General features: G+C 57.4%; 25 protein-coding genes and 1 pseudogene. 19 read left to right on the top strand and 7 right to left on the bottom strand.

Annotated elements, in window-relative coordinates:
- Positions 1 to 30: 30 nt before the first annotated feature.
- Positions 31 to 1,257 carry a hypothetical protein gene (locus tag QN370_RS03485; RefSeq protein ID WP_322125785.1) on the top strand — a complete coding sequence of 409 codons (1,227 nt, stop codon included), beginning with the start codon at positions 31 to 33 and terminating at the stop codon, positions 1,255 to 1,257.
- Positions 1,258 to 1,567: 310 nt separating this feature from the next.
- Here the strand turns inward: QN370_RS03485 and QN370_RS03480 are convergent, their stop codons facing one another.
- From QN370_RS03480 to QN370_RS03460, 5 genes are all read right to left on the bottom strand, one after another.
- Positions 1,568 to 2,998 carry a hypothetical protein gene (locus QN370_RS03480; protein ID WP_322125784.1) on the bottom strand — a complete coding sequence of 477 codons (1,431 nt, stop codon included), beginning with the start codon at positions 2,996 to 2,998 and terminating at the stop codon, positions 1,568 to 1,570.
- 538 nt (positions 2,999 to 3,536) lie between these two features.
- The gene (locus QN370_RS03475; protein WP_322125783.1) at positions 3,537 to 3,983 is read right to left on the bottom strand and encodes a hypothetical protein; all 447 of its coding nucleotides are present in this window, start codon (positions 3,981 to 3,983) and stop codon (positions 3,537 to 3,539) included.
- Positions 3,984 to 4,079: 96 nt separating this feature from the next.
- Positions 4,080 to 4,289 carry a hypothetical protein gene (locus tag QN370_RS03470; RefSeq protein WP_322125782.1) on the bottom strand — a complete coding sequence of 70 codons (210 nt, stop codon included), beginning with the start codon at positions 4,287 to 4,289 and terminating at the stop codon, positions 4,080 to 4,082.
- 308 nt (positions 4,290 to 4,597) lie between these two features.
- The gene (locus QN370_RS03465) at positions 4,598 to 4,993 is read right to left on the bottom strand and encodes a VOC family protein (protein ID WP_322125781.1); all 396 of its coding nucleotides are present in this window, start codon (positions 4,991 to 4,993) and stop codon (positions 4,598 to 4,600) included.
- 120 nt (positions 4,994 to 5,113) lie between these two features.
- Complete coding sequence (locus QN370_RS03460; protein ID WP_322125870.1) at positions 5,114 to 6,181, bottom strand: flavin monoamine oxidase family protein; 1,068 nt, start codon at positions 6,179 to 6,181, stop codon at positions 5,114 to 5,116.
- 415 nt (positions 6,182 to 6,596) lie between these two features.
- Between QN370_RS03460 and QN370_RS03455 the strand changes: the two genes are divergently transcribed.
- The 9 genes from QN370_RS03455 to QN370_RS03415 all read left to right on the top strand — a co-directional run bounded on the left by QN370_RS03455 (position 6,597) and on the right by QN370_RS03415 (position 15,714).
- Positions 6,597 to 7,325, top strand: a complete 729-nt coding sequence (locus QN370_RS03455) for a hypothetical protein (RefSeq protein WP_322125780.1) — start codon at positions 6,597 to 6,599, stop codon at positions 7,323 to 7,325.
- Positions 7,326 to 8,059: 734 nt separating this feature from the next.
- A complete protein-coding gene (locus tag QN370_RS03450) occupies positions 8,060 to 9,961 on the top strand; it encodes a flagellin (protein ID WP_322125779.1) in 1,902 nt (633 codons plus the stop codon).
- Positions 9,962 to 10,062: 101 nt separating this feature from the next.
- The gene (locus QN370_RS03445; protein WP_322125778.1) at positions 10,063 to 10,446 is read left to right on the top strand and encodes a flagellar protein FlaG; all 384 of its coding nucleotides are present in this window, start codon (positions 10,063 to 10,065) and stop codon (positions 10,444 to 10,446) included.
- A gap of 21 nt (positions 10,447 to 10,467) precedes the next feature.
- Positions 10,468 to 12,807 carry a flagellar filament capping protein FliD gene (fliD, locus tag QN370_RS03440; RefSeq protein WP_322125777.1) on the top strand — a complete coding sequence of 780 codons (2,340 nt, stop codon included), beginning with the start codon at positions 10,468 to 10,470 and terminating at the stop codon, positions 12,805 to 12,807.
- Between the two features lie 12 nt (positions 12,808 to 12,819).
- Positions 12,820 to 13,290 (top strand): flagellar export chaperone FliS, encoded by a 471-nt coding sequence (gene fliS, locus QN370_RS03435; protein WP_322125776.1) that lies wholly within the window; start codon positions 12,820 to 12,822, stop codon positions 13,288 to 13,290.
- Positions 13,291 to 13,296: 6 nt separating this feature from the next.
- Positions 13,297 to 13,632 carry a flagellar protein FliT gene (locus QN370_RS03430; protein ID WP_322125775.1) on the top strand — a complete coding sequence of 112 codons (336 nt, stop codon included), beginning with the start codon at positions 13,297 to 13,299 and terminating at the stop codon, positions 13,630 to 13,632.
- 2 nt (positions 13,633 to 13,634) lie between these two features.
- The gene (locus tag QN370_RS03425; protein WP_322125774.1) at positions 13,635 to 14,612 is read left to right on the top strand and encodes a flagellar hook-length control protein FliK; all 978 of its coding nucleotides are present in this window, start codon (positions 13,635 to 13,637) and stop codon (positions 14,610 to 14,612) included.
- A gap of 9 nt (positions 14,613 to 14,621) precedes the next feature.
- Positions 14,622 to 14,909: an EscU/YscU/HrcU family type III secretion system export apparatus switch protein gene (locus tag QN370_RS03420; protein ID WP_322125773.1), complete on the top strand. Its 288-nt coding sequence runs from the start codon at positions 14,622 to 14,624 to the stop codon at positions 14,907 to 14,909.
- A gap of 37 nt (positions 14,910 to 14,946) precedes the next feature.
- Positions 14,947 to 15,714 carry a flagellar brake protein gene (locus QN370_RS03415; protein WP_322125772.1) on the top strand — a complete coding sequence of 256 codons (768 nt, stop codon included), beginning with the start codon at positions 14,947 to 14,949 and terminating at the stop codon, positions 15,712 to 15,714.
- A 22-nt stretch (positions 15,715 to 15,736) separates the two neighbouring features.
- Here the strand turns inward: QN370_RS03415 and QN370_RS03410 are convergent, their stop codons facing one another.
- Entirely contained in the window at positions 15,737 to 16,135 is a 399-nt protein-coding gene (locus QN370_RS03410; protein ID WP_323581666.1) for a hypothetical protein, read from the bottom strand.
- Positions 16,136 to 16,294: 159 nt separating this feature from the next.
- On the opposite strand from QN370_RS03410, the gene QN370_RS03405 reads away from it, so the two are divergent.
- Positions 16,295 to 16,660, top strand: a complete 366-nt coding sequence (locus tag QN370_RS03405) for a hypothetical protein (protein ID WP_322125770.1) — start codon at positions 16,295 to 16,297, stop codon at positions 16,658 to 16,660.
- Positions 16,661 to 16,753: 93 nt separating this feature from the next.
- Here QN370_RS03405 and QN370_RS03400 read toward each other — a convergent pair whose 3' ends face one another.
- Entirely contained in the window at positions 16,754 to 17,149 is a 396-nt protein-coding gene (locus QN370_RS03400; protein ID WP_322125769.1) for a hypothetical protein, read from the bottom strand.
- A gap of 194 nt (positions 17,150 to 17,343) precedes the next feature.
- Here QN370_RS03400 and QN370_RS03395 point away from each other — a divergent pair, with 194 nt between their 5' ends.
- The 8 genes and pseudogenes from QN370_RS03395 (at position 17,344) to phnF (ending at position 25,468) form a co-directional block, all read left to right on the top strand.
- Entirely contained in the window at positions 17,344 to 18,372 is a 1,029-nt protein-coding gene (locus QN370_RS03395; RefSeq protein WP_322125869.1) for a putative 2-aminoethylphosphonate ABC transporter substrate-binding protein, read from the top strand.
- 3 nt (positions 18,373 to 18,375) lie between these two features.
- Positions 18,376 to 18,942, top strand: coding sequence for an HD domain-containing protein (locus QN370_RS03390; protein ID WP_322125768.1), 567 nt, complete (start codon positions 18,376 to 18,378; stop codon positions 18,940 to 18,942).
- Positions 18,939 to 20,009 (top strand): putative 2-aminoethylphosphonate ABC transporter ATP-binding protein, encoded by a 1,071-nt coding sequence (locus tag QN370_RS03385; protein ID WP_322125767.1) that lies wholly within the window; start codon positions 18,939 to 18,941, stop codon positions 20,007 to 20,009. The genes QN370_RS03390 and QN370_RS03385 overlap by 4 nt, the downstream gene beginning before the upstream one ends.
- Positions 20,006 to 21,673 (top strand): putative 2-aminoethylphosphonate ABC transporter permease subunit, encoded by a 1,668-nt coding sequence (locus tag QN370_RS03380; RefSeq protein WP_322125766.1) that lies wholly within the window; start codon positions 20,006 to 20,008, stop codon positions 21,671 to 21,673. The genes QN370_RS03385 and QN370_RS03380 overlap by 4 nt, the downstream gene beginning before the upstream one ends.
- Before the next feature lie 28 nt (positions 21,674 to 21,701).
- A pseudogene (locus QN370_RS03375) lies at positions 21,702 to 22,793 on the top strand (2-aminoethylphosphonate--pyruvate transaminase); the annotation flags it as partial.
- On the top strand, positions 22,785 to 23,624 hold the full coding sequence (phnX, locus tag QN370_RS03370; protein WP_322125868.1) for a phosphonoacetaldehyde hydrolase: 840 nt from the start codon (positions 22,785 to 22,787) through the stop codon (positions 23,622 to 23,624). The pseudogene QN370_RS03375 and the gene phnX, both read left to right, overlap by 9 nt.
- Entirely contained in the window at positions 23,621 to 24,730 is a 1,110-nt protein-coding gene (locus QN370_RS03365) for a TIGR03364 family FAD-dependent oxidoreductase (RefSeq protein WP_322125765.1), read from the top strand. The genes phnX and QN370_RS03365 overlap by 4 nt, the downstream gene beginning before the upstream one ends.
- Before the next feature lie 3 nt (positions 24,731 to 24,733).
- The gene (gene phnF, locus QN370_RS03360; protein WP_322125764.1) at positions 24,734 to 25,468 is read left to right on the top strand and encodes a phosphonate metabolism transcriptional regulator PhnF; all 735 of its coding nucleotides are present in this window, start codon (positions 24,734 to 24,736) and stop codon (positions 25,466 to 25,468) included.
- Positions 25,469 to 25,762 lie beyond the last annotated feature (294 nt).

Raw genomic sequence — 25,762 nt, 5'->3', positions numbered from 1 at the left:
CTCAGGTATCACCCACTTTTTAGGACATCCATGAAACCAATAGATTCAAGCCATATCAGTCCCGCGCAAAATACCGCTGCGCTCGCTGCACTAACGACCGATGTTACAACACCCGCCGTAGCCCGTTTTACGGCTCCCACGAATACAAATACTGTCATTGAAAGCACAGGAGGTCGGAAAAAATCTAACGCCAGCATGATTGATGGTGACACCTCAAGCCGGTGGCTTCATCAAAATCTTTCGCGGCTAACCATTGAAGAAAAGCATCTGAAGAGTCAACAGCAGATAGCAGGCTCCTTCCGAGATGTAACTGGAGATATTCTAAAAACAATTCACAGTTTTCTGAACTCAAAAGAGCGTGTGAACCATTCACAAACATGCAAGCCAATATTGGAAGAGTATCGGAGGAATCAAGAAGCGGCAGCAGGTTCTTTCAGAGAATTTCCTAAAAATAATCTGCAATTAATTGATAGCTACCTTAACTCGAAAGATAGTAAAAACCTGTCGCAGACTTGCACGTTGATAGCATCCCTGAAATTAATAGCTCGTCAATACCGATATCCCACGCTCGATGAAATACGAGAGATGATTAGTGATCCAAAAGCTAAAGGAAAAAAATTTTCTGGCGAAATTCAACTACCCCCGTTGATTAATGATAACGAATTAACTTCATTGATCAATCAAGGATTGATGTCAAAAATCACAAAATTAGATTTATCAAATTGTATGGGGATAACAAATACAGGGTTATCACATTTGAAAAAATGTAAGTCCCTGAGATCATTGGATTTGAGTGGCTGCACCAGTCTTACCGATAATCCATTTTCGCCCCTAATAAATCTGAAATTGGAACATCTCTGCCTGAGATCTTGTATAGGCATGCGTACCCACTTGGGAATGATAAGTCTTGCCTTTCTGCCGTTAAGATCATTGGATTTATCAAACTGCACATTACTCACCAGGTTTGGGGTTAATATTGGCGGGCGAACAACCTTTAGAAATAGAAGAAGATTCGAATCATTAGAATCGCTCAATTTGAGTGGATGCGCACATTTTGACAATCAAGCAATGACTAACTTAGGTCAGATGCCATTAAAAATACTGGACATTTCTGGATGCCATCTTATTGATGATAATGCTTTGGGAGTTTTGCACCAATTACCATTGACATCATTAAATATATCCGCATGTCCTCTCATTACCGATGTTGGACGGGCTTCTTTAAATGCAATGCACATAGCAAAATTGACGACCTAACTTGTGAGATGTCTGTAGTGTTAATTTTGGACGAGGATGCACGTAAAGCTAATTTCGTGGCGTATCAATAATCAAAGCGTGTGACCAAACCGGTGCTCAACTTAACTTCCTTCGCGTCTGCACAACATACACTGATCGCGATCGAACTCATGCACGTGATATATAAAGGTCAAATGATCCTTGCTGACGGCGTTTGGATAACTTGCGCAATACAGTTATACGCCATGGCAGAGTAAATCTACCCAGTTTCAGGGGTACTGCCTCCACTCTCCAGTACTCCGGATTTTTTAAATTAATGCGGCAGAACCTATTAAGAAAGGGTACCCGCGTCGTACTTATTGATGGCTTGCCGGGCAAAATCCAATCGTTCTTGAAGTCGAGCCCGCAAATCTGATTCCAAAATATTCTCATCTTGCTCATGAATCGGTTTGTAAACACCCACGATGTCATCGATATGCGCTGTCAAATGATCATCCGTCATATCAGCGATTTTCCTGACGGTAGCAACAAACTCCTTGAAGGGCTTTGATTCAACAGAGAAGTCGCCGCCAACGTCTTCGAGTCTTACTTTTAAATTTTCTGGAGTTAACATTTTTTCCGGCGGCACATCCAATTTTTCGTTATTCCTGGTGATGGATCCTGGTGTACTTTCAAAAGACAACGATGAACCGTGATCGATCTTCACAATTCTCACTGTGTTCCGGTTGTCGGTTGCAACAACACCAAAATTACCAGAATTCGTATCTCGCTCTGCCAAAAACCACGTAGCAGCGGCGAGCTTACCAAGGTCAACAACCTCCATATTTGAATAATCAAACTCTACATCGTTGGAGTCCTTATTACTTCCAGCAATATTAGGAGGGAGCACAGCCGCCCCTCCTTTTTGAATCGACACAGTGGGTCGATGCCAGCTCGTATCATCGGGCCTCCAATCTTTATTCCAGGGTTCAATTGGGAACGTGCCTATCTTTTTTTCGATCTTTGAAAAATCCTGGAAGTTTGGCTGAATCTTCAAGCCCACCTTGAGCTCTCCGGTTGCCGATTTGAACAGACGACTTTTTGGAGAAAAGTCGTCTCCAAAAAAACGTTGATAGGCCAAACCTGCTGTGACATCTGCCAGAGCATAGTGCAGCTTTACCAGAGCAGGCAGCCTCTCCGCATTTTTAGGATCTCCACCGATAAAATGAACTTTGTTGTATCGAACCATATGCTTTAGCTGCGAGCTATTTTGGCCTACTGTGGGCTTGACATAATAAGAGGTGGCCTCCGTTCGACCGCGTTCAGTTAGCGACTTCAAAGGAAGCTTCTTGACAATCGATGAAACATCTACAAGCATTCCGGTTGTGAATGGATGATCTTCGGTATCAATGACTTGAATTGCGTCAATCTGAAGGGGCGTCCGAGCTTTCCAGAGTTTGCTGGATTGGCTTTCCGCAGATGTGGCAGGCACCGCCTCCGTCTCACCCTTGACTGAAACCGGGCTGTTTTTCTCAGTGCCTGACCTCTGCGATGCTTGCCTTCGCAGCCTATTCTCCGTAGCACCACCGCGAGCAATTGGCACCCGGCTTGAGCCTGAGTTTGGATTGACCGCTTGCGTCGTGTCTGAATGCGAAGAACGGTCTGTCGTTGGATGAGGTGGCGCATCGGTCGCCTCAAGAGTTGCTCTCAGGGACGTAGAAGGTCTTGAACCAGGACGAGTTAATTCCATTTTAGATTTATTCCCGTTGAGATCACCGATCAAATAATTCCGAGTCTTTGATAATCTACTAACAGCTCAAACTAACGTACCTCGTACTGTGAGTGTCAAAACCCAGGTGATAAGTTCGGCATTTTCCCAACACCTGTCCGGCCAATGGATATTGCCGGCGCTAACCGAATGCCTGTTCGCGCCACGGCCAGCAATTATCGTCAACGCGTCCTGATCGCGTCACGTCGGGTTGCACCGAGAATCGACCACACTTTTCAGCGTCAAGCCATCTTGCCGTTTCACGCAAACCCCAACCCGGTTGCGTTTGAGGAGGACGCGTTTCGCCTACTATTTCTGCAACCTCAATGCTGTAGCGATGACGACGGAGCGCATCCCGACATGCCCGTTCATGAAGCATTCCGGCTAGGAGCCTGTCGGACTTAGGGAATCGAAGCGAAAAAATAGCTGGGCGAGGACAGATTTTGCCGATTTCGCAGTGCCAATAGCGAGCTATTGGCCAAGAAAGCGGTGAAATATGGACCGTCCAGGTATTTTTGCAGCCGATTCTCCCTAAGTCCGATAGGCTCCTATGCTACGGCAGGCCCGCCACGTCCTTGAGAAACTGGACTCGCTCGCTGGTCGACTCGATGCTCTGGGCAATGAGTCCCAGGAAAGTATCCCGGTTGCTGCATTTTGACAAAGCGCGCCGAATGACGATTTTTGCAATTGCACCGATGGCGCGTGTGAGGAGTGTTTCGACCGCCGCAATGAATGCCGAGTCCAGCGGCACCGTCGACATCGTGCTGCCCAGTGCCGTCGCGACTGCAGCCGCACTGCCGGAGGACGAGGCACTGGCCATCATCGTGCTGCCGGGCGATTTTTTCTTCAGCGCAGCAACGACGTCGAGCAATTCGGCACGACCCGATTCGGACGGCACATGCGCCAGCAGCAAACCGGCCAGCGTATCGATACCGTCAGCCCGGGTTCCGGCTTTCTTGAGCAGTAATCTGGCAATCGGACCGATCTGGGTAGGATGCAATAACCGAAGGGCATTGCAGCGAGCGGGCCGCCGCAAGTCGTTAGTCTTGGCGACGGTGACCGAGGCATTCGGTGCAATGCCCTGCGGTTATTGCCCCTACGGGATCAACGTAATAGGCTCACCCCAATCGCCGTTGAGCTTTCCCGCAAACGTCCTTGTCGGCGGCAACCCGCGCCACACATGCAGCGACGGCGCGACTCCGGTCGAGCCGTCGCTCCACCATATGCCCTGCCCGGCTAGCGCAGCATTGGCGAGCGCGTGCGCCAATGCCGCTAGCGGCAATGCATCCACACTGGCAATCGGCATGGGCAACGTTAGTTGATTGCGCGAATGCGGCAGGAATGATTGTTTTTGGTGTGTTTGACGCTGGTCTGAGCGACCTTTGTTAATTATCAGAAGTGCAGTAGAAGAAGGTGTTCCACCGGGAACTATTCCATCGCCCTCGTTCGTGCTTTGCTCCATGCGAGGGCCACCGCATCAGCCTGGCTGATGCGGTACAGAGCAACTTACCGCCTGTCGAATTTGAATTTGATTGGCGACAACAGCAACCGCGAAGCGGTGATTGATTTGCCTGTCAGGTGCTATCCAGCACCTGACAGATCGCGCGGATGGTCTCAGCCAGCCCGATAAATGGCGCAGAGTTTATTGCCATCCGGATCGCGCACATAGGCCAGGTGCATGGGTCCCATCGTGCCGCCATCGCGCAGACCCGGCGGGTCTTCCGCAGTCTGGCCGCCATGCGCGATTGCCGTATCGTGGAATTGCTGTACTTGCTCAGCCGAAGTGCAGGTGAAGCCTATCGTCGCACCGTTCGCCGGAGTCGCTTTTTCTCCGTTGATCGGCTCGCTGATACAGAAGGTGTTTCCCTGGTGCCGGTAAAAGAGCCGGTGATGACCCGTCGAAGCCTTATTACGAAGCGGCTCGCGTGCGCCGAACATGCCGAGGACGGCATCGTAAAACTTTTTTGACTGTTCGATGTTATTCGTACCGACCATGATGTGACTGAACATAGCGTCTCCTTATACCGAAGCGGATCTCCGGGTTGTGCCCAGGATCATAATGCAAATACGGCATTGCCCCAACATCGCCGGTCACCGCCGGTCACCGCCTGCACCCAACCAGATAGCAACCTAGGCAAACAGCCCCGACGTGCGCATCAATGCCTCGACCGAACCCAGCGCACCTTCAAGGTAACCGCCTTCGTCCGGTGCGACTTCGCTACCAACGACATGCAACTGCATGCTGTGCAACTGCGGCAGCCACACTGACAAGTCAAGCTCGGGATGCCTTGGCGGCTCGCCGATATCCTCCGCGCTGACGATCCACGCTTCCCGGGCCCAGTCCTTCAGATAAGACACGTCCGGTGTGGCGGCCTGTGCGCCGAACACGCTGACGAGCTGGCGCAGGCAGGCATCCTGCAACGTCTGCGTTGTGTGCTGGCTCCGCACTTCAGCCGGCACGCCGATAAAACCGAACAGCGCAAAACCGGTGTCGGCCGTGGCCGACGCATCATGGATTTCCACCATCGGACCGACCCGGCTGAAGGCCTGGCCGGACAAGCCGTCCTCTCGCCAGAAAGGTGCCGGATAGACCGCCACGAACTTGGCCTGCGAAGCCATCCAGGTCGGCGTCGCCATTAACGCTGCAGGCAGCCCGGTCGGCAGGCACTGCGCCAGTCCGTCAATCTGCAGCAGCTTGCGGGGTGGCGCGGCCAGCACCAGATGCTGCGCCCGAAACTGCCGCTGCGCGCCTGTGGCATCGTCAGATGTCACACACCAGCCGTCATCGCCGCGCGCGACACCCGTGATCGGACAGCCGCGATGCACGCGCGCCGGATCTAGCCGCGCCGTCAGCGCCGCAATCAACGACTGCGTTCCGCCTTCCACGCGGTACGACAGCATGCCTTCTCCTTCACCGCTGCGTTGCACCGGCTGTACGCTGCTCTGCTGATACAGCACATCACCGTCGACATGCTGCGCAAAGACCGCGCATTCCAGTTCGGCACACAGTCGTCGCATTCGCTGCTGGTGCGGCCAGAACCAGGTCGGTCCCAGATCGACGCCGAATCCGGCATCGGCCGCAACCGGCTGCGACAAAATACGGCCGCCGAAGCGCGTCTGCGCCTCCAGCAACAAATACGGACTACCGGCCTGCTCCAGCCGCAGCGCGGCTACCATGCCAGCCAGCCCGCCGCCGATAATGAGAATGGGCGTGTCTTGAATCGTCGAAGTAATGACTGCCTCCTGGTTCGTAGTGGGAAATACGCGAACGACAAGTTGGCGTGTTCGCGCGCGGGCTGTATTTTACCGTCAGCCTGCCTTTCAATCAGACGGCAACCCGTGAACCACGTCGAACAGTCGTCCCAGCAACGCCAGCGGAAAAATCCGGGACGGTCGCTGGAAGCAAGGCATCCACATCGATAATGCGCGTGGGGCCCCCTCAATATGGCTCGCTTGCGGCGAGGCATTCTGCTTGTTGAGTCAAGTCGCACCACGCCAAAAGCAGCATGAGCTAAGACAATCCTGCAAAAACGTGACCGACACCTGCATGCGTACTTGCACGATAATCTGCCAGCCACACCGGCAAGTTGGCTCACGCAACAAAGGACATGCAATGACGATCACCGATCTCCCGTTCCGGGCAACTACCGCGCAAGCCTGCCACTGGCTGACGCAACAAACCCGCGAGCCGTGGCACCTGCCACGCCTGCTCGAGAACGGCCTGATCCCCTATGTCTGGCTCGATTACGATGCCAGCCAGCCAGAACTGTTCGGCGACGCCAACGGCGGCTACCCGGCACCCATTTTTTTTGAAGGCGACACACGCAGATTGGCTGCTGGCAGCGATGACGTGTTGATCACAATCACAAAAGACGTCTACCGTATCGTTGCGCAACTGCCGCCACCGGGCATACGCCGGGAGTTGCACGAACTGCGTTTCCTGAAAAAGGACCTGGAACGGCTGGCCGGCAAGCTCGAACGCGCTGCCGCAGCCGCCCTGCTGCCACCATCGGACCCCGTCGTCAGCGAGGGCGTGCAGGAATCGCAGGCTGGCATCAGCAAGGATCAGGTCTTGATCGCCTTTGCCACGCTGCTCAAAATCAACCTGGAACAAGCGCTTGACGGTGCCGGTGGCATATTCGGTGACGAAGGGGCGCGTGTCAAAACCGGCACCAAAAAATCAAGAAACAAGACGCTCTGGAATCCGGTCACGCTGGCATTGGGATTGAACGATGTGTATCGGGTGCCGATGCCGCAGTTGAAGCGGGCGTTTGGTAGTCATGATTTTTTGCGAGAGTGGGAAGGGGATTGGAAAAGGACGTTGGTGTTATTGGGAAAATGAAGGATCGATGAATACCGGTATTCATCGAACACACTCGGCCATTGATACGCCGGTTCAATCTCGTCAAGGATGACAGCGACCTCCAAAAAGTAGGGTGCAATAACCGCAGGGCATTGCACCGGATGGCACCACAGAGTCAGTCACCTTATTGCGACGACAGGCCGAACGGGACTCCCCCTTCCTTGGCATTCAGAGAGATTGCGCTATGACGCCGCATTGATGCGCCCCAATATTTGCCAACCGACCGCACGAGACGCAAGCCTTGGCGATGGCGACCAGTGCATTCGGTGCAATGCCCTTCGGTTATTGCACTTTACTAGACTCAAAGACCAGAGAAGACCGACCGAAACCCTCTTTACCCTCGTTTTGAACGTCGTTCGGGTCAAATAGACTACGCCCAGCGAAAAAAACGAAATAATTTTTTATCGATCTGGAAAAATTCTTAAGAAAATTTATAAGCGATTGATTTTATGTAGTTTTCTAAAAAAAATCGACGCCATGGCAGTGAAAAAATTGTATTAAAGTTTTATGAAATCCAGCCGAAGGGGCGAACAGGAAAAAAGGGCTGTACCGGGTGAGCGCACTAATTATCGTTGCCCACATTAAACTTTTTGGACCACCTACCGATAAAGATTACAACAGCGGTTTGCATCCCTCCCACAGAGGGGAAACCAAAGTTGACCGGGCCTTCAAATAGCCAGCAGTCATCGACCCCTTAACTCAGGAGCATTATCATGGCCTCATTCATCAATACCAACCTTGCATCATTGAATGCACAACGCAACCTGACCACATCGCAATCGGGTCTGACTACTTCGCTGCAACGGTTGTCGTCAGGTCTGCGGATCAACTCCGCAAAAGACGACGCCGCCGGCCTTGCCATCTCGGAGCGTCTGACTTCACAGATCAATGGTTCAGATCAAGCTGGCCGCAATGCGAACGACGGCATCTCGCTGGCGCAAACCGCTGAGGGCGACCTGGCACAGATCGGTAATAACTTGCAGCGTATTCGTGAACTGGCTGTCCAGTCAGCCAACGGCTCGAACTCGGCATCGGATCGCGCTTCGATCAACAACGAAGCCAAATCGCTGGCTGCTGAAATCGACCGCGTCGCTCAAAATTCTTCGTTCAACGGCAACAAGTTGCTTGACGGCTCGTTCGTTGCACAAGGTTTCCAGATCGGTGCGAATGGAACGACAAATGACCAAGTAGTCATTAACTCAATTTCCAGCGCACGGACCTCCCAACTGGGTGGCGTTGGTACCAGCTTCAAAGCCACAGTCAACGGCACTGCAGTTACGGCAGCCTTGGCGGCCGGCGATCTGACACTGAATGGTGCTCAAGTAGGTGCCTCCCAGCTTGGCACAGCGGCTGGTCAAAGCACAGCCAGCGCGTTCTCAGTAGCAGCCGCCATCAACGGGGTGACTGCCAGCTCAGGCGTAACGGCTACTGCCAACACCACTTCGTTGACAGCGACTGCGACCAATTTCGGTTCGGTTGCGGCAAATAGTTTCGCGATTAATGGTGTCAATGTAGGTGACGTTGCGGCCGGTACTACGGCTGCTGGCCAGGGCGCAAACATTGCAGCTGCAATTAATGCGGTTTCGACCCAGAGCGGCGTTACCGCTGCAGCTGACGCTGTCACTGGCGCAGTATCCCTGTCGGCCATAGACGGTCGCGACATTGCAGTCAGCTCGGCTTACTCACAAAACGTATCAGCAGTAGCAACTGCCCTAAACACCACTCTGGCATCCAAAATCGGCTTTACCGTCGGGACTGGCACGACGGCAACAGCAGGAACTGGTGCAGTAGCTTCGACAGCACTAGCGGTTGGTTCAACTTACACAACGGCAGCAACCCAAGGAACCATTGCTGCGAATACGATAAGTATTACCACGGCTTCCGGCACCTACGCACTTGGCGCGGTCGATCTCACTGGCACTGCCAATCAAAATGCTACTAATCTGTCAAACGCTATTAATAAGGCTACAGGTGCAGCAGTTACGACCGTTGGTACAAACGTAGTGACTGCTGCCATTGCCTTCACGGTCGCACTGACCGGCATCGCTGCAGACACAGCAACCGCAACTGCCAATACCGCAACCGCAGTAGCTCAGTTTGGTACTTCTAGCCTCGCCGGTGTAATCGGCAAGCAAGCGTTCACACCCTCAGCGACAGTGGCTGCAACTGCAGCAACTACGCACGGTACAGTATCGCTGAACAGCACGAGCGCCAGCGGCATTGTGTACGCAGGTAATTCCGCAACTTCAGCAGGATTGTCTGCTTCTGGCTCACAAGCAGCAGCGGTCTCGTCGACTGTCTCGAGCATCGCTTCAATCGACTTGTCCACAGCAGCCGGCGCAACAGCAGCACTGACGGCCATCGACGGTGCCCTGGCAGGTATCAGCAGCTCCCGCGCCTCACTCGGTGCGGTACAAAACCGGTTTGCTTCGGTTGTGTCCAGCCTGCAAACCACGTCAGAAAACTTGAGCGCCTCCCGTAGCCGGATTCAGGACACCGACTTTGCTTCGGAAACCGCCAAGCTGACCCGTGGCCAGATTTTGCAACAAGCTGGTACGGCGATGCTGGCGCAGGCCAATTCGTTGCCAAACGGTGTACTCTCGTTGTTACGTTAAGTCGCTGAGAGCACGTAAAAAATAGCGGTCATTCGTGACCGCGCTTTCAGGGCGGAAACCGGGGAACCGCTTTCCGTCTTCTCACTGTGAAGGGGAAAAAAATGGACATCACCGGACTATCGAGCGTGCGATTCACAGCGCCAGTCAGTGTCGATCAAACCCGACTGGCAGCGCCGCAAGTATCCAACGTCTCGACTCCGGTCGTGGCGGATAATGGCATGAATGTGACGGCGACGAACACTGTAAAACCGGTGCCGCCTAGCGACAGCGAGATCAAGCAATCGATCAAGGAAGTGAACAAATATCTGAAAGAGACGCTGAACGGCATCGAATTCAGCCAGGACAAGGATACCGGCCAGACACTGGTCAAGATTGTCGATACCACCAGCGGCAAGGTGATCCGGCAAATTCCGACCGCACAAGCTGTCGAGATCTCCAAAGACATTAGCAAGCTGCAAGGCTTGCTGATCAAAGACAAGGCATAACCTCGGACGAGAGCAGACACCATGAGCATTTCCGCACCCGGCATTGGATCAAGTCTCGACGTCAATTCGATTGTCAGCCAGCTGATCGCGATCGATAGCCAACCGCTGACGACGTTAACCAAGAAACAAGCCAGTTTCCAGGCCAAGCTTTCAGCCATGGGCAGTGTCAAGAGTTCCCTCTCGTCCTTCCAGAGCGCTGTCAGCGGGCTCTCGAATATCACCAAGTTCCAGGCTGCGACTGTCAGTTCGTCGGATGCGACCGTTGCCTCGGCCAGCGGCAGTTCGATTGCCGTCCCGGGAACTTATTCCTTGCAGGTGACCAGTCTGGCGCAAGCACAAAAGCTGGTCGCACCCGGGCAAGTTACTACCAATACGGCCGTTGGCAGCGGTACCCTGACCTTCGATTTCGGCACGATTAGTGGCGGGTCATCGGCCAGCGGAAAATACACGGGGTCGAGTTTTACTAGCAACGCCGCCGGCGTCAAAACCGTCACGATTGATCCGGGCAACAACACGCTGGCCGGCATCCGCGATGCGATCAACGGTGCAAGCATCGGCGTGACGGCAACCATTCTCAATGATGGCGGCACCTCACCGTATCGACTGGTACTCACCCAGACAAACTCTGGTGTGAGCAACAGCATGAAAATTGCGGTCAGCGGCGACGCCGGCCTGTCGGGATTGCTCGGACAAGATCCTGCCGGCACCCAAGCAATGACCGAGAACCAGACCGCCGCCAATGCCTTATTTTCAGTCGACGGTATTGCTGTGTCGAAAAACTCGAACACGGTCACCGATGTACTTCCGGGCGTGACGCTTAATTTGCTTGGCAAGACTGCTGTCGGTGCCAGCACCAGCCTGACCGTGGCCCGAGACACAGCAGCCATCACTGCTTCAGTGACGGAGTTTGTCAGTGCATTTAACAAGATCACGGAAACACTCAACACTGTCTCGGCCTTCGATACGACGACCAACACGGCAGCCGTGCTGAACGGCGACTCGTCTATCCGCGCTATCCAGACCCAGATTCGCAACGTGCTGAATGCGCCGGTAGCAGGTGGCAACAGCGCGTATTCGATCCTGTCCGAGATCGGTGTCTCGCTACAAAAAACCGGTGAGCTGACGCTTGACAGCACCAAGCTCACGGCAGCAGTCAAGGACCACTATGCCGATATCGCAGGCCTGTTTGCCGCGGTCGGTAAAACTACAGACAGCCAGATCACCTACACGGCGGCAACCACTAACACCAAGCCGGGTGCCTATGCAGTGAACATATTGCAGCTTGCAACACAGGGCAGCGCCGTCGGACTGAGCGCTGTTACCGGTGCCGGCAGCGCAAAAACTACCGGCTCAGCCGTCGCCAATCTCCTCGTCGATGGTAGCAATGACTCACTGACCGTCTTGCTCAATGGCGTCAGCGCGAGTATCTCGTTGACCCAAAAAACCTACTCCACCGCCGCCGACCTGGCCGCCGAAGTGCAGACCCGCATCAATGCCGCATCCGCATTCACGAACGCCGGTGCCAGCGCCACGGTCACTAACAACGCCGGCGTGCTGACCATCTCGTCGAACAAGACCGGCTCGGCATCGGCCGCCAGCGTCACTGGCGGCAATGGCAAAACCAGTCTGATGGGATCTGCCCCGACGATCACAGCCGGCTTCGATACCGCGATCACGACCGGATTGAACGACACGCTCGACGTGCAACTCAACGGCGTAAATAAGACCATCACGCTCGCCGCTGGCAATTACAGTTTTGCATCGCTGGCAGTCGAATTGCAGGGCAAGATCAATGGCGCAACCGAATTCTCGTCGCTCGGCAGTGCTGTCAAGGTGACCCAAAATGCCGGCGTACTGTCGATCCTGTCGAATACCTACGGCGCCAACTCCTTTGCGACTATTACCACCGGCACGGCCATGGCGGCCTTGTTTGGCGGGTCGCCAACGACGACTCGCGGACTCGATGTCAAAGGCACCATCAATGGCGCAGCTGCAGTGGGCATTGGCCAATTGCTCACAGGTGCGACCGGTGACGCTTCGGAAGGACTGACCCTGGTCGCCGAAGGCGTCGCACTGGGTGCGCGTGGCACGATCAATTACTCGCAGGGCTATGCCTTCCAGCTCAATACACTGCTAACCGGAATGCTCGGTGCAAATGGACCTGTGACATCGCGCACGGACGGTCTTTCGGAATCAATCAAATCGAATACCAAGAGTCAGACCGCACTGAAGGCGACGATTGCCGCCAATGAGAAACGCTATCGCGCCCAATATACCGCGCTCGACAGCGTCATCAGCAAGCTCAACACCACGAGCACCTATCTGACCCAGCAACTGGCTGCAATCGCCAAGAATTCTTAACGGAGAAATGCCATGTTCGGAAAATCTTCACGCGGTGCCAACGCCTACGCCAACGTCAGCATGGAAACCGGCGTGACGTCTGCCTCACCGCACAAGCTGATTGTGATGCTGTTCGACGGCGCGCTGGTCGCCGTCGCTACCGCAGAACAGCAAATGAAAGACGGGAACATTCAGGCCAAAGGCAAGTCCATCTCGAAAGCAATCTCGATTATCGACAACGGTTTGCGCGCCAGCCTTGACAAAAAAGTCGGTGGCCAGATCGCTGAAAGCCTTGATGCGCTGTACGCCTACATGAGCAATCGCCTGCTGATCGCCAACCTGAAAAACCAGCCGGAGATCCTGAAGGAGGTGCACACCTTGCTGATGGACCTGAAGTCGGCCTGGGATGCGATCGGACAGCAAGCAGAGGCGGCACCGGCGGCGGCACCGATCAAGGCCGCACCCGACTTGTCGACCTATGCACCAACCTTGATGAAAGCCTGACTGACTATGAATAGCCAAGAAGTCTTGTCACTGTACGAAACGGTGGCCGTGATCACCGACCAGATGCTGGTCGCCGCGCGAAAACGCGACTGGGAAGAACTGGTGGTGCTGGAGTCGCGCGTGGCCGGGCATGTCAGTTCGCTGAAAACTGGCGAAGAGCCGACCGCACTGACCGGCCCCACACGACTGCGCAAAGTCCAGATCATCCAGAAAATCCTGGCCCATGACCGGCTGATCCGCGACATCACCGAACCGTGGATGGCGGAACTGGCCATCCTGATGAACAGCTCCGGTACCGAGCGCAAGCTGTCTCAGGCTTATGGCGGGAAGTTCGCCGGCTAGGCATGGTGGCACCGATCGACATCGTGGGAACCCGATCGCTGGTTCCGCTCGCGTCGCTGTACCCGCTAGGGGCGATCGGCGATGTGCGCGAAGAAGCCAGCGCTCGCCTGGCGCAACTGGCTGTTGGTCAAAAAATTCAGGGCACGGTGCAAACGCTGCTCGATGACGGATCGTTCATCGTCAAGCTGGCCGATACGGCCGTGCACACTAATTTGCCACAGGGCACCAAGGTGGGAGACCAACTGCAATTGACGCTGGTCGGCACCCAACCGCGAGCGACGTTTTTGCTGGAGGGCGAACCAGGTGCCGCCCCCGCCACCTTCAGTCCGACCGCCCGCCTGATCGACAGTCTGCAACAACAAGCGACCTCTACTGCCCTGCTCGGCAAAACGCCGCTGGTGAGTACCGGTGCGACGCCGCCGGCACAGATCGCCACCGCCTTGCAGACTGCGCTGACGACTAGCGGGATTTTTTACGAGTCGCATGTGCAGCAGTGGGCCAACGGCGAACGGCCGCTCGCTGACGTCCTGCGCGAACCGCAAAACATCAACGCCCGCAGCGCTGTCCCGGCTGCGGCTTCGGCTGCGGATACAGGACTCAACCCCGACACCGCCCGCATCGTCAACCTGCAACTCAATACCCTCGACATACCCCGCGTGCAATGGCAAGGCGAAGTCTGGCCGGGCCAGCAGATGCAATGGGAAGTGAGCGAGCAAGCGCACCAGCAGAAGCCCGATAAGGCAGCGGAAGCGCCCGAGCGCAGCTGGCAGAGCGTGGTCCGCTTCGACCTGCCAACGCTGGGCCAGATCGCCGCCACCATCACGCTGATTGGTGATCATGTGCAAGTGCAGGTGCGCACTGCCAACCCGGACAGCGCGCAGACCTTGCGACTGCATGGCGCGCACTTGTCGCAAGCACTCGAAGCGGCCGGGTCGAAGCTGGACCTGCTGACCGTCAAGCAGGATGAGCAAGCCGGATGAATATGCGTCATGACTAAACCCGACTCTCCACTCAGGAATGCCGTTGCGCTGGCTTACCAGAACGGCGATGCCGCACCCAAAATCGTCGCCAAGGGACGCGGGCTGATTGCCGCGCAAATCATCGAGCGCGCCAAAGAAAACGGCGTTTTTGTGCATGAGTCGAAAGAGCTGGTCGCCCTGCTGATGCAGGTTGATCTCGACGATCAGATCCCGCCGGCACTTTATCGGGCAATTGCCGAACTTCTGGCATGGCTTTATCACATTGAAGCTACGAAATTGACTGACGGCAATGTATGATCGTCGCTTTACGATTTTTCATTATTCGAATTAGCCGATGCCTATATCCCAAGACGAATACGGAGACGAGGATCTTGACCTCAGCCCGTTCAAGGTCCATTCACGGCGTGAAATCCTGGCGTTGATGCGCGCACTGTGCGAGCAACGCCAACTGGTGCGAATGCTCGTCGGCGGCTCCGGTGAAGCCAGCGTTACTTCAATCTTGCATGTCGACGAAGATGACAACGCGGTAATCCTCGACGTGCCAGCCAATGCCGCAATCACCCGACATGTACTCGGCAGTAAAAATATTTCCTTTGAAACCGTACTCGAACGCATCCGCATCCTGTTCTTCGCGACCGACATTACGGAGTGCAGCTACGGTGACCTGCCGGCCCTGCGCATCGCACTACCGACCAGTATGATCCGGCTGCAGCGGCGCGAATACTATCGCGTAGCGACACCGCTCGCGACGCCCTTGCGCTGCACGATACAGATTATCGATGGCGAGACGGTGCAACCGGTCACGCTGTCGCTACTCAATGTCAGCGGCGGCGGGATTACGATCATTGATGACAAGCATCAACTCGACCATACGATTGGTCGCATCTACCGGGGTTGCCAGATTTACCTGCCGGGCAGCACGGTGGTGACCACCGCGCTGGAGATCCGTAATTCAGTCGACCTGCGCATGGAAAACGGCAAGCACAGTCGCCGCCTGGGTTGCCTGTTCCATGATTTGCCAAAAGCCATGCTGGCCGTCATCCAGCGTTACATCACCCGCCTTGAGCGCGAACAGAATGCGCGTAACAGCGGCCTGCGCTAACGCTACGCTCTGACACGCGCGCTTATTTGGCGGGCGCGGCCGGCTCGATCGTGATGGTGGTGGTTTCGCGTATCAGGCCGCCGTCACGCACGCTGCCACTGACAACGCCGTCACCATGAATGCGCCGTTCGCAATCCCGCTTGTCGTCCGGCGGCAGCGTGGCGCAACGACGCAGGGCATTGGCGTCATACGCCGCATTGCCATCATCGAGCTGATGGCCACGCGCTGCATCGCGGGCGGCAGCGGCTTCTTTCAGGCACGTCGCTTCGGACTGATTGGACTGGCCAGTGAGGCAAAGCGTCCGGTCAGATTGATACGCTGCGTCGATGGTGGTTGTTTTTGTATCGGCTGCAACGGCATTGCCGCCCAAGCCAGCTACCAGCGCGACGGCACTCAGGTAAAAAGAAATCTTCAACATCATCTCTCCCTAGTCGAAATTAGCAACGTAAATGGCCGCATCAGGCCAGTCTGTTCGCTAACAAACATAAGCAAACCGATAGTCGCCAGCCGGCGCGACCTTGCTGACAGCCGATGCGGCGCGTACCATGCGCACACATAAAAATATTTGACAGGAAATGCCATGGACGACCGCTTGACTACCGATGAATACGACGCACTGACCCAGATCGGCAAGGCTGCCCGCGGTGAACGCCCGAGCGCCTGCGTCGCCCGCAACTCGAAGAAACTCAACGGCCTGAAATTCATCAGCCACGCCCGCGACGGCCAACTGACGCTGACCGAAAAAGGCCAGCAAACGCTATTCCTGAAACAATGCATCGAAGGCTTGCGCGCCGTCTCGACCGACGCGCTGGCGCACCTCTCGGCCGATGTCGCGCTATTCCTCGGCAAAAAGGGCCACATCACCCACGCCGACGACGGCACCTTTGCCATCACGCAGCGCGGGCAAGAATCGCTGGCGGATATTGATGCGGCTAGCAAGTATTAAAGGGTAGGCAGTCGGTGTGATGCCCTGCGAAGAATCGCAGTTGTAATCTCGTAGGGTGCAATAACCGCAGAGCATTGCACCAAGCGCCCCACATCAACCCGCGACCGCACGCATCGCCATCAACCCAACCGCCAGCACTGCCCCGACAATCCCGGACGCCAGACACAACCAGCGCGCCTTGCGCCAGTTCGCATCGACCCGCCGCACCAGCTGACCATTCTGTTCGGCCAGATCGCGGATCAATGCCGATGAGGCGATCATTTGTTCGTTGAGCGCTAGCACGGCCGCTTCGGTCGCGGCAAGACGCGCGTCGACCAATGCCGCTGGCGTCATCGCCTGCGTCGCTGAGGCATTCACCGATACCGGCGGGACAGATTTCTTACCCACCGAATTCCATAATTTTTTAGCGCCTTCGGCCACCTTGGGTGCGTTGCTGATCACATCTGCCCACGGGACTGCCTGAAGTACGGTAAACCAGCCGATGGCCATACGGAGATTCCTTTCAGTGTTTGAGTTGACCCTGACCGTACCACAAGCGCATGCATCACAAGATGACGTGCAACTCGATTGCGTCCAAACCAATCGTGTCACCAAGTCGTATAGATGTCACGATGAGGTCATGTTGACTACCTACACTCCGAAGCTCCGGTGTCATGACGACACTCACCCTCCTGGAGCCTCCAATGCAGATCCCGTCGCTGTTAAAAACCCTGCCCGCCCTGCTTTGCCTGTTCAGTATCAGCGCCTTTGCCGAAACCAGTCTGACCGTCTACACCGCACTCGAAGCCGACCAGCTCAAAGCCTATCAAGCCAAATTTGAATCCGAATATCCCGACATCAAACTGCGCTGGGTGCGCGATTCGACCGGCATCATCACCGCCAAATTGCTCGCTGAAAAAGCCGCGCCGCAAGCCGATGTCGTCATGGGTGTCGCCGCGACTTCGTTGCTGGTACTGGAAAAAGAAGGCATGTTGCAAGCCTATGCACCCAAGGGTGTCGAGAAACTTAACCAGCGTTTTGTCGATGATACCAAGCCGCCAAGCTGGGTCGGCATGGATGTCTGGGGCGCGACCATTTGCTTCAATACCGTTGAAGCCGCCAAGCAGGGCCTGACCAAACCGGAGAGCTGGAAAGACCTGCTCAAGGCCGAGTACAAGGGCAAGATCGTGATGCCAAATCCCGCCTCCAGCGGCACCGGCTACTTCGATGTCAGCGGCTGGCTGGCCACCTTTGGCGAGAAAGACGGCTGGGCCTACATGGATTCGCTGCACAACAATATCGCCCAGTACACGCACTCCGGCTCAAAGCCCTGCAAGCAAGCTGCTGCCGGCGAATTCCCGATCGGTATCGCCTTTGAATACCGCGCCGCCAAGCTCAAGGAATCCGGTGCGCCGATCGATCTGGTGTTCCCGAAAGAAGGTCTGGGCTGGGATGTCGAAGCCACCGCCATCATGAAGGGCACCAAGAATCTGGATGCCGCACGCAAGCTGGCGGACTGGTCTGCCTCGAAGTCCGGCAACGAACAGTTCGCCAGCAACTTCGCCATCGTCGCCTATCCCGGCGTGGCCAAACCGAACCCGCTGATCCCGGCCAATTACGAGCAACTGCTGATCAAGCAAGACCTGAAATGGGCAGCGACCAATCGTGACCGCATTCTGACCGAATGGACCCGTCGTTACGACGGCAAGTCCGAGCCAAAGCCAGCAAAGTAATCGATGACGACGCGCCTCACGCTAACTGACATCGCGGCACTCTTCGAGCACGCCGGTGGCAGTCTGTACGGCGGCGAGGCCATCACCCAGCGCGACCACGCACTGCAATGTGCGTGGTTGTCCGGGCAGGCAGGCGATGACGATGCACTGGTCGTCGCCTGCCTGCTGCATGATCTCGGCCACATGCTGTTCGAACAAACTGATCAGGACCTCGCCGATGGCAAGGATGATCTGCACCAATACAAGATCGTGCCTTACCTGCGCGGCTTGCTGCCCGCCGAAGTGATTGATGCCATCCGCTTGCATGTCGATGCCAAGCGCTATCTGTGTTTTACCGAAGCACCCTATTTTGCCGCGCTGTCCGATGCGTCGCGCCTGAGCCTGGCGCTGCAAGGCGGCGTGATGGACGCCGCGGCCGCCGCGACTTTTGCCAGCCATCCGCATGCCGCACGCGCCGTCGCACTGCGCCGTCATGACGAAGCGGCCAAGGTCGTCGGCCTCGTCGTCCCGCCCTTTGCCCATTACCTGCCCCGCCTCATTGCCCTGTCCGAAAGAGCTGCCGCCTCATGACCACACCCATCGACGACCACTGGCTGCGTATCGCCGGAGTCGGCAAACAGTTCGGCGCGTTCACCGCGCTGCAAGAGATTGATCTCGATGTCCGCAAGGGCGAATTCGTTTGCTTGCTGGGACCTTCCGGTTGCGGCAAGACGACGCTGTTGCGCATCATCGCCGGCCTTGAAAAACAGGACGGCGGCACCATCCTCATGGGCAGTCGCGACATCGGCCGGTTGCCACCGGCGCAGCGCAATTACGGCATCGTGTTCCAGTCGTATGCGCTGTTTCCCAACCTGACGGTCGCGCAAAATATTGGCTACGCGCTGCGCACCGGCCGCACTGAAAAAAATCGCCGCGTCGACGAGTTGCTCGATCTGGTAGGCCTGACCGGTACCGAAGACCGCTACCCGGCGCAGCTATCAGGCGGTCAGCAACAGCGCGTGGCACTGGCGCGTGCGCTGGCGACATCGCCGAGTTTGCTGCTGCTGGACGAGCCGCTGTCCGCGCTCGACGCCAAGGTGCGTGAACGCTTGCGACAAGAACTGCGCAACCTGCAACGCAAGCTCGGCATCACCACCATCATGGTCACGCATGACCAGGATGAGGCGATGGAAATCGCCGATACCGTCGTCGTCATGAGCCAGGGCCGCATCGAACAGCGCGGTAGCGCCGAGCAGATTTATCGCAATCCGGCCTCGCGTTTTGTCGCTGATTTTGTTGGTCGCGCCAACTGGTTGCCGCTGCAACGCGGTAGTGATGGACACGCGATGCTGTCCGGTTTGCCACTCGACATGACACTCGCCGCAGAGCAGGCAACGCTCTTTTGCCGTCCCGAAGATGTGCGCATCGAGACCCGATGGCATGCCGGTTCGACCTCGATGATGGCTGTCGTTGATGCGGTCGAATTCCATCGCGGCATTCGCCGTGCCACGCTGTCACTGTGCGTTGATCGCGGGCTGTCGATCTTTGCCGATGTCGGTCCGAATGACACCGGCTACGATTCGCTCGAAGCCGGACGGCGCGTGCCACTGACGCTGCTGCCGGACAAAGTGCGGCTGTTCACCCGGCCTTGCCAATGAGTGTCTTGCGTAGTCGCGACGATAGGGTAGCCCTCGGCCTGATCGGAGTGATCGCCGTGCTGATGCTGGCCTTTCTTGCGTGGCCATTGCTCAGCCTGTTCGGCATGACCACCCAGGCGCGCGACGGCAGCTATGCCGGACTGGCCAACTGGACTGCCCTGCTGGCCGAACCGCGCCTGCACATGGCCACCGCCAACAGCCTGCTGGTTGCGTTCGGTACGGTGTCCATCGTGCTGCCGCTGGCACTGGCATTTGCCTTTGCACTGACCCGCACCCGCCTGCCCGGTCGCCGTCTCCTGCGCGTCATCGCGCTGGCACCGATGCTGGCCCCGTCGCTGATGCCGGCGATCTCGCTGGTCTACCTGTTCGGTAATCAGGGACTGCTCAAAAGCTGGCTAGGCGATGCGTCGATCTATGGCCCGATCGGTATCGTGCTGGGCGAAGTGTTTTATACCTTTCCGCATGCGCTGCTCATTTTGCTGGCGGCACTGAGCGTGGCCGATGCGCGTTTGTATGAAGCGGCCGAGACGATGGGAGCGAGCAAGCTGCGTCGCTTTCTGACGGTGACTTTGCCCACGGCCCGGTATGGCGTGGTAGCCGCCGCGATGGTGGTGTTCACGCTGGTGGTGACCGACTTCGGCGTGCCCAAAGTCATCGGCGGACAAACCAACGTGCTGGCACTCGAAGCCTACAAGCAAGTCATCGGCCAGCAAAATTTCAGCAAGGGCGCGATCATCGGCGTGCTGTTGCTGCTGCCAGCGATACTCAGTTTTCTGGTCGAACGCTGGCTCTCGAAGCGTCAGTCGGGCCAGCTCAGCGGACGCTCGGTGGTGTATCAGCCCGGTCGCAATCGCTGGCGCGATGGCGTGCTCGGCATGCTGTGCATCGCCATCTCGGTGTTCTTGCTGGCGCTGCTCGGGGTCGGTTGCTACGCCGCGTTCGTCAAGATGTGGCCGTACAACATGAGCCTGACGCTGGCCCATTTCGACTTCCAGCATCTCGATGGCGGTGGCTGGCAATCCTTCCGTAACAGTGCGCGCATGGCCGCGCTGGTCACCGTGTTCGGCACCGCGTTCATTTTCCTGACCGCCTACCTGCTTGAAAAATCACCGGTCCCGCGCAGCCTGGGCGCCACCATTCGCAGCCTCGCGCTGCTGCCGATGGCAGTGCCGGGACTGGTGCTGGGACTCGGTTACGTGCTGTTTTTTAATGCACCCGACAATCCGCTCAGGAGCTTGTACGGCACGATGACCTTGCTGGTGATCGCCACCATCGCGCATTTTTACACCACCGCCCACCTGACACTGACGACCTCGCTGCGCCAGATCGACAACGAAATCGAAGCAGTCGCACGCAGCCTGCAGCGACCGTGGTGGCATACCTTCCGGCGCGTGACCTTGCCGATCAATTTGCCGGCCTTGCTCGATGTGGCACGCTACCTGTTCGTCTCGTCGATGACGACAGTGAGCTGCGTGATTTTTCTGTACACGCCCGAAACCGAACTCGCTGCCGTGGCGATCCTGAACATGGATGACGCGGGTGACACCGCCGCCGCAGCGGCCATGGCGACCTTGATCGTGGCCTCGTCGCTAGTCGTCACCTTGCTGATGAACGCCGTCGGCTGGTGGCTGAACCGGCGCGCGCAAGCCTGGCGCGCCCCCTGAATTTTTTGACCGACCAAGGAACAACCCGATGCGCGATCCCCTGCTACTGACCCCCGGCCCGCTCACTACCAGCCTGGCCACCAAGACTGCGATGCTGCATGACTGGGGCTCGTGGGACAGCAGTTTCAATACCTTGACCGCCGATGTGCGCCGTCGTTTGCTGGCCATTGTTGATGGTGCCGATGACTTTACTTGTGTGCCGCTGCAAGGCTCCGGTACCTTTGCCGTCGAAGCCGTGATCGGCACCCTGCTCCCGCGTGACGGCACATTGCTGTGCCTGATCAATGGTGCGTACGGCAAGCGTATCGCCCAATTGACCGAAGTGATGGGCCGCCGGGTCAGCGTGCTGGATTTCGGCGAAGTTGCGCCGGTTGATCCGGTGAGGGTGGCCAGTGCGTTGGCTGCTGATCCGTCAATCACCCACGTCGCCGTGGTGTATTGCGAGACCAGTACCGGCATCCTCAATCCGATGGTCGCCATTTCGGAGATCGTCGCCGCCGCTGGCAAATCACTGATCATCGATGCGATGAGCGCGTTCGGCGCACTGCCGATGCCGGTACAAATGCTGACCTATGACGCGGTAATCGCCTCCGGCAACAAGTGCCTCGAAGGCGTGCCGGGGATGGGCTTTGCGATCCTGCGCACAGCCGTGCTGGAACAATGCGCCGGTCGTGCGCATTCGCTGTCGCTGGACCTGCATGCGCAATGGCGCTACATGGAACAGACCGGCCAGTGGCGCTACACGCCTCCAACCCACGTGATGGCCGCGCTCGCCGTGGCACTCGATCAGTTTGAACACGAAGGCGGCCAACCGGCCCGGCTGGCACGCTATGAAGACAATTGCCGCACGCTGGTTGATGGCCTGGAAGCGCTCGGCCTGCACATTTTTTTAGCACCCGAAGTTCAGGCACCGATCATCGTCACCGTCCATGCGCCGGCCCATCCGAACTGGAACTTCAGTACCTTTTACGCACTGGCCAAGGCCCGCGGCGTGGTGCTGTATCCGGGCAAACTGACGCATGCTGAAACCTTCCGCGTCGGCTGTATCGGTGCGATCGGCAGTGCCGACATGCTCATCGCTGTCGACGTCATTGCCGACGCGCTGCGCCAGATGCAGATCACGCCAGCAGCATTGAAGTCGTATCGGGGACCCGTGCAAGCCGTCGTCTTCGACTGGGCCGGGACGCTGGTCGACTTCGGTTCGTTCGCCCCGACCCAGGTGCTGATCGATGCCTTTGCCGGCTTCAGCATCACCGTCTCGATGGCCGAAGCACGCTTGCCGATGGGACTGGCCAAGTGGGATCACATTCAGGCGCTGGGCCGGCAGGACGGTGTTGCGCAACGCTGGCAACAACAGCACGGCAGACCGATGTCGGATGCCGATGTCGACACGCTGTATGCCACGTTCCTGCCCTTGCAGATCGAACGCGTGGCCGCCTATTCCGATCCGATTCCGGGTGCGATCGACGTGCTCGCCGCGCTGCGTGCGCGCGCCATCCGTATCGGTTCGTGCTCCGGTTATCCGCGTGTCGTGATGGACAAATTACTGCCGCACGCCGCCTCGATGGGCGTGCATGTGGATCATGCCGTCGCCACCGATGACCTCGCTGCCGGTGGTCGGCCGGGGCCGTGGATGGCACTGGCCAATGTGCTCGAACTCGGCATCGCCGATGTGCGTGCGTGCATCAAGATTGATGACACCGTGCCCGGTATCACCGAGGGTCGCGCGGCGGGAATGTGGACGGTCGGGCTGTCGTTGTCAGGCAATGAAACCGGCTTGTCGCTGGCCGAACTCGACACCTTGCCGCCCGCCGAACTGGCCCGCTATCGCGATGTCGCCAGCGCCAAACTGATGGACGCCGGAGCGCACTATGTGATCGATTCGATCGCCGGATTGCCGGCCGTTGTCGATGCGATTGAAGCGCGTCTGGCACGCGGCGAACAGCCGTGACAGCACGTCATCGCACCGCCATCATCGGTGCCGGCATTGTCGGGCTGGCGCATGCGTGGGCAGCCAGTTTGCGCGGTGATGCGGTCACCGTCTACGAACGCGACCAGCATGCCAACGGTGCCTCGGTACGCAATTTCGGACTCGGGCTGGTGCTCGGCCAACCGGCCGGCGAACTGGTCGACCTGGCGCAACAAACGCGGGCGTTGTGGCTGGCATTTTTTGCCGAGACCGGTTGCTGGCACAAGGCCAAAGGCAGTCTTGTAGTCGCCCGCAGCGTCACTGAACTGCGTGTTCTTGAAGCCTTTCAGTCCGTGCGTGGCGAGCCGTACGGCACCCGTTTGCTGAGCCGCGCCGAGATCGCCGACCAGCAGCTTGCCGGTGTCGGTGGTTTGTTCAGCCCTGCTGAAATCGCGATGGATGCACGCCAGACCATCACCCTGCTGACGCGCTGGCTGGCCGAACGACACGGCGTCGTGTTCGAGTTTGGCGTGCTGGTTCACGACATTGATTTGCCACACCTCGCCACCAGTCGCGGCCCGCACGAAGCCGACGAAGTCGTGCTCTGTTCGGGGCATGATGTGCAGACGCTCTACCCGCAGCATTTTTCCGCACTCGGCATTCGTCGCTGCGCGTTGCAAATGCAGCGCGTCGCCCATCCCGGCATCACACTGGGACCGACCTTGATGACGGGTTTGTCGACGCTGCATTACGGCGCCTTCACCGAATGCGCGGCGCTGGCCGAACCGCTGGCGGCGCTGCGGCAGGAAGTCGCGCAGCAGCAACCGGCGCTGCTCGAGCATGGCATCCACCTGATCGTCCAGCAGGTTGGCGACGACGGCGACCTGATCATCGGCGACTCGCACGTGATCGGCGAGACGCTGGTGCCCTTCAACGAAGTCGCTGTCGATACGATCATCCTCGATCTGGCGCAACAGCTACTGCAACGTCCGCTGCAGGTGCGCGAACGCTGGCAAGGCATCTACGCCAGCGGCCGCCGTGCTTACGAAGTACTCCATCCGGCACCGCACGTGCAAGCCGTCGTCATCACCAGTGGCATCGGCATGAGCATCGCCTTTGCGCTGGCCCGTCGGCAACTGGCGCACTGAATCGTGCACAACCCATCCGAGCCACTCGTGCGCAGTGCCGGCGTCACCATGTGGCGTCAGATCGAACAGGCCTTGCGGGCCGATATTTTGTCGGGCGAGTTGCAGCACCGGCTGCCTAACGAAACCGCGCTGGCAGAACGCTTTTGCGTCAACCGCCACACGGTGCGGCAAGCAGTAAAAGCGCTGGCCGATCACGGCCTGGTCGACATCCGGCATGGCAGCGGCACCTTCGTGCGCGACGACATGCTCGACTATCAGGTAGGACGGCGCAGCCGGCTGGCCCACAGCGTCGCGGGTGCACGCCGGATCGGCACCAGCCGCGTGCTGTCATGGGATGCGATGCCGGCCACGCCGGAGATTGGTCAATTGCTCGACTTGTCTGCCGGCGCAGAAGTGCTGTGCGTCGAATCGCTCGACATCGTCGACAGCAAAATCATCGGCGTGTGTTCGCAGTATTTTCCGTTACCGCGCTTTGCCGGACTCGGGGCGTTGTATGCACAAAGTGGCGTGACGCATCTGGCGCTGGCGCAATTCGGCGTGGTGCAATTCCAGCGGCGCATGAGCCGGGTTACCGCGCGCTTGCCGGACAAGCTGCTGGCCCAGCAACTCGGGCAAGCGGTCAGCCTGCCTATTCTGCATGTGGATACGGTTTATGTTGATGGTGATGGGGTTGCTATCGAATATGGTATTTCGCGGTTTTGTAGTGCTGCGGTGCAGGTGGTGATTGAGCCGGATTAGGGTGGCGGGAGTAACGAAGGGGGCCGCACTCAGCGTATCGGTGGTGCACTCGGTGCAATGCCCTATGGTTATTGCACCCTACGCGAGAGGCCGTGGATGGTTGGTCATGGCGCAGCCGGTTCTACCAAAATCGTAGGGTGCAATAACCGCAGGGCATTGCACCGGTTGAGTTCAACGTATTGACGCCGATCGGCGGTACATTCGGTGCAATGCCCTTTGGTTATTGCACCCTACGCGAGAGGCCGTGGATGGTTGGTCATGGCGCAGCCGGTTCTACCAAAATCGTAGGGTGCA

This window comes from Actimicrobium sp. CCI2.3, assembly GCF_035019065.1.
In the GTDB taxonomy this organism is placed as follows: domain Bacteria; phylum Pseudomonadota; class Gammaproteobacteria; order Burkholderiales; family Burkholderiaceae_D; genus Actimicrobium.
This window is presented reverse-complemented; position numbering and strand designations above follow the sequence as displayed.